The organism is Streptomyces jumonjinensis (assembly GCF_009600885.1).
Taxonomy (GTDB): Bacteria; Actinomycetota; Actinomycetes; order Streptomycetales; family Streptomycetaceae; genus Streptomyces; species Streptomyces jumonjinensis.
The window spans coordinates 1-3,333 of record NZ_VCLA01000148.1 but is presented as its reverse complement, the minus strand read 5'-3'; the positions used below and the strand labels follow the sequence as shown (position 1 = coordinate 3,333).

Genomic DNA, 3,333 nt, shown 5'->3' with positions numbered 1-3,333 from the left:
CGCTGGGACCTCACCGTCGACGAGAACGAGCAGGACCGCCTCTTCCTCCTCGCGGCGGGGTGCACCGGCACCACCGTGACCTGGGAGACCGCGGCATGATCGGCTGACCGCGGGCCCTCGGCCGCCGCCGGGCGACCGGGGCCCGCACGATCCGCGGCCCCGTATCCCTGCGGCCACGGCCCTTCAGACGGCCTCCGCCATGATCACGTACAGCGTCACCGAGGCGAAGAACAGACGCGCCTGCGGTCAGCCGCCCTGCCGCCTACCTGTAGGTCCCGGCGTACATCGGTGCGTGTGGCCGGGGCACGTTCTGAGCCGTCATGCGGACCCTGGTGCGGTGCCGGACAGCGAGGATAGGGTGACATATGTCCACCGGAATAGCTGCAGACGCCAATGGGTTCGAGCTGGTTGTTCACGACCAGCGGGTCGGTCCCCGTCGGATGTTGCAGACCTCTGATGTAGACCTGCTCACTGCCATTGCCGGCCAGTATGCCGATGCCGTGCGCGGCGGCTCCAGGGACCAGGCTCTGCTCGCGGTGGGACGCGGATTGTATCGGTGGCTCGACGGCGACCTTGGTCAGTTGACGCGCCTGCTCGATGAGGCGTCGGCGCCGGTGGTGTTCGAGGTCCGAGCGCCGGCGAGACCGTCTGCGGCGGTGTGGGCGCTGCTGCGGGCCCCGTTCGAGGTGCTGGCCGCCCCTGAGGGCGGGTTTCTCGCGGAGAACAGGCTGAAGCTGTTCGCCGTGGCGCGTCGGCTCGGTCATCCGTGCGCGGCGCAGGCGCTGGATCGGTACCGGCTCGGGGTGGCGTTCATGGCCTCGGCGCCCCGGGGCCAGCACGAGCTGGACTTCGAGGCCGAGGAGATGGCCATCCTCAACGCCGTCGGGCAGACAAGTGTCGATCTCGTCGTCGAGGACTCCGGCAATCCCGAGCATCTTGGCCTGCGTCTGTCCGAGCTCGGCGGGATGCCGGTGGTTCATCTGTCGTGTCACGGGCTGCACAACTGGCGCCCGGGGCCCGGCGATCCCGGCACTCCCGTGCTGCTGATGGAGGATGATCTCGGGAACGGGTGCCCGACGAGCGCGAACGCTCTGGTGGGCCGGCTGACTCCCCGGCCGCGGCTGGCTTTCGTGTCGGCCTGTCTGACCGCCACCGGTGCCGATGTGGCCGGTCATGTTCCCGCCGGTGCCGGCCACCGGGGTGGCCCGGCGGCAGAGCCCGGTGTGCCGGTGGCGCACTCGATGGCCACCGGGCTGGTGACCGCAGGGATTCCCGCGGTCATCGGCTGGGACGGCTCGGTCAGCGACCAGGCCGCCACCCGTTTTGCCGAGCACCTGTACCGGCAGCTCAGCCGTCGTGTCGCGGTGGCCGAGGCCGTCGCCGACGCCCGGCACCACCTGTTGGCCTGTTCCGATGAGCACCAGCGCGCCGACTGGCATTTGGCGCGGCTGTGGCTGGGGCCGGCCGGTGGTGGCCCGCTGGTCGCGGGAACCCTCAAACGCCAGATGGTGCCCGCGCACCATGTGACCAAGACGTTCCTGGACCGCAAGCATCGGCTGCCGGTCGCGGCCGCGGAAATGTTCGTCGGCCGACGCCCGGAAATGCAGCACACGCTGCGGGCCCTTCGCGGCGGGCAGAAGGCCGGGGTCCTGCTCCACGGGCAGGGCCGGCTGGGCAAGTCGAGCCTGGCCGCCAGGATCGCCGACCGTCACCCCAACCGGGCCGTCGCGGTCGTGTTCGGCGACTACACCCCGGCGGCAGTCCTCGACGCGATTGCCGATGCCGTCGCCGCCAACCCTGACGCACGCGCCCTCGTCGAGGACAGGCGCGCCGAGGTCCGCCGGCAGCCGGACCGCCTCAGGCCGCTGCTGATCGATCTGCTGGCCGGGCCGTGTGCCCAGGAACTCGACGGCGTCCGCAAACCACTCCTGCTGATCATCGACGATCTCGAGCAGATCCTGACCGCCGACCCCGACGGCCCGCACCGGCTCGACCCCGGGCACGCCACCGTGCTCGCCGACGTGCTTGCCGCGTTCGACCCGGATCTCACCGACAGCCGCCTGCTGATCACCAGCCGCTACACGTTCACTCTCGGCGGGCTGGAGACCAGGCTGGAACCGGTCCAGTTGCAGCCCCTGTCACCGGCGGCCAGGCGCAAACTCCAACGCCGCCAGCAGGACCTCGCCCCGGCCGAATACCGGACGCAGCGCGCCGATCTGGCCCAGCGGGCTCTGGACGTCAGTCGCGGCAACCCTGGGCTGCAGGACCTCATCGGGCTGCGCCTGGTCTACGGCAGCGAGGTCGACCACGCCCGCGCCGAGGCCGCCGTCACCGACATGGAGGCCTACCTCGACCAGGGCGGCCTCCCGGCCGGCAACCCCGACATCGGCGCGTTCCTGGAGAACCTGGCCCTCGATGCCCTCCTCGACCAGGCCGGGCGCACCCACCGTGACCTGTTGCGGGCCTGCACCCTGTTCACCGTCCCGGTTCCACGCCCCGTCATCGACATCCTCGCCGCGACGGTCGGCGGATCAGCCTCCCGGTTGTGTGGCCTGGGGCTCCTTGACACCTTCCCCGATCAGCACCGCCCCGCCGACCTGGCCCTGGCGGTCAACGCCCTCGCGGCCGGACGGCTGGCCCCCCTCACTTCCGGCGAGTGTGCCGCCCTCGCCACCGTGGCCGCCGAACCGCTGTACGCCCAGTGGGGTGCCGCCACCCCCCGACCCGCCCGCGGCAGCGATCTGGACCTGCAACTGACCCGACTGGCCCTGGCCGCCGACAACCCGGTCATCACCGCCGACTGCGCCGCCGCGGCCGTGTCCGCCCTGCGACAAGGGCCGGCCTCTACCGCCGCGGAGCTCGGCCGTCAGGCGATCGCTCTCCTCGACCACCACAACCACGAGGTTCCCCTCCTCCTGTTACGGGCCGTCGCCGACGCGGCCGTCACCAGCGGCGACGGCGAACACGCCGACGCTCTGCTCCACCGCGCCGTCGAACAGACCCGGACCAGCGACCCGAAGACCGACCCAGCTGGCCACGCCGCAGTCCTCTACGACCACGCCGACCGCCTGATCACCCGCGGCGAGCTCGGCCAGGCCGAGGACCTGCTCCACCAGGCCCGCCAGATGTTCACCGACGTCGGTGACACCCGCTCGGTCGCGGTCACCTGGGGCAAGATCGCGGATATTCTGCAGCAGCGGGGTGAGGTGGACGAGGCGCTGCGGATCCGCCGCGAGGTGGAACTGCCGGTGTACGAGCGGATCGGCGACACCCACTCGGTCGCGGTCACCTGGGGCAAGATCGCGGACATTCTGCAGCAGCGGGGTGAGGTGG

1 protein-coding gene is annotated in these 3,333 nt (G+C 71.5%); it reads left to right on the top strand.

Annotated features, from left to right (window positions below; genetic code table 11):
• Positions 1-365 precede the first annotated feature (365 nt).
• On the top strand, positions 366-3,333 hold a 2,968-nt coding region (locus tag FF041_RS18695; protein WP_153523881.1), incomplete at its 3' end, for a CHAT domain-containing protein.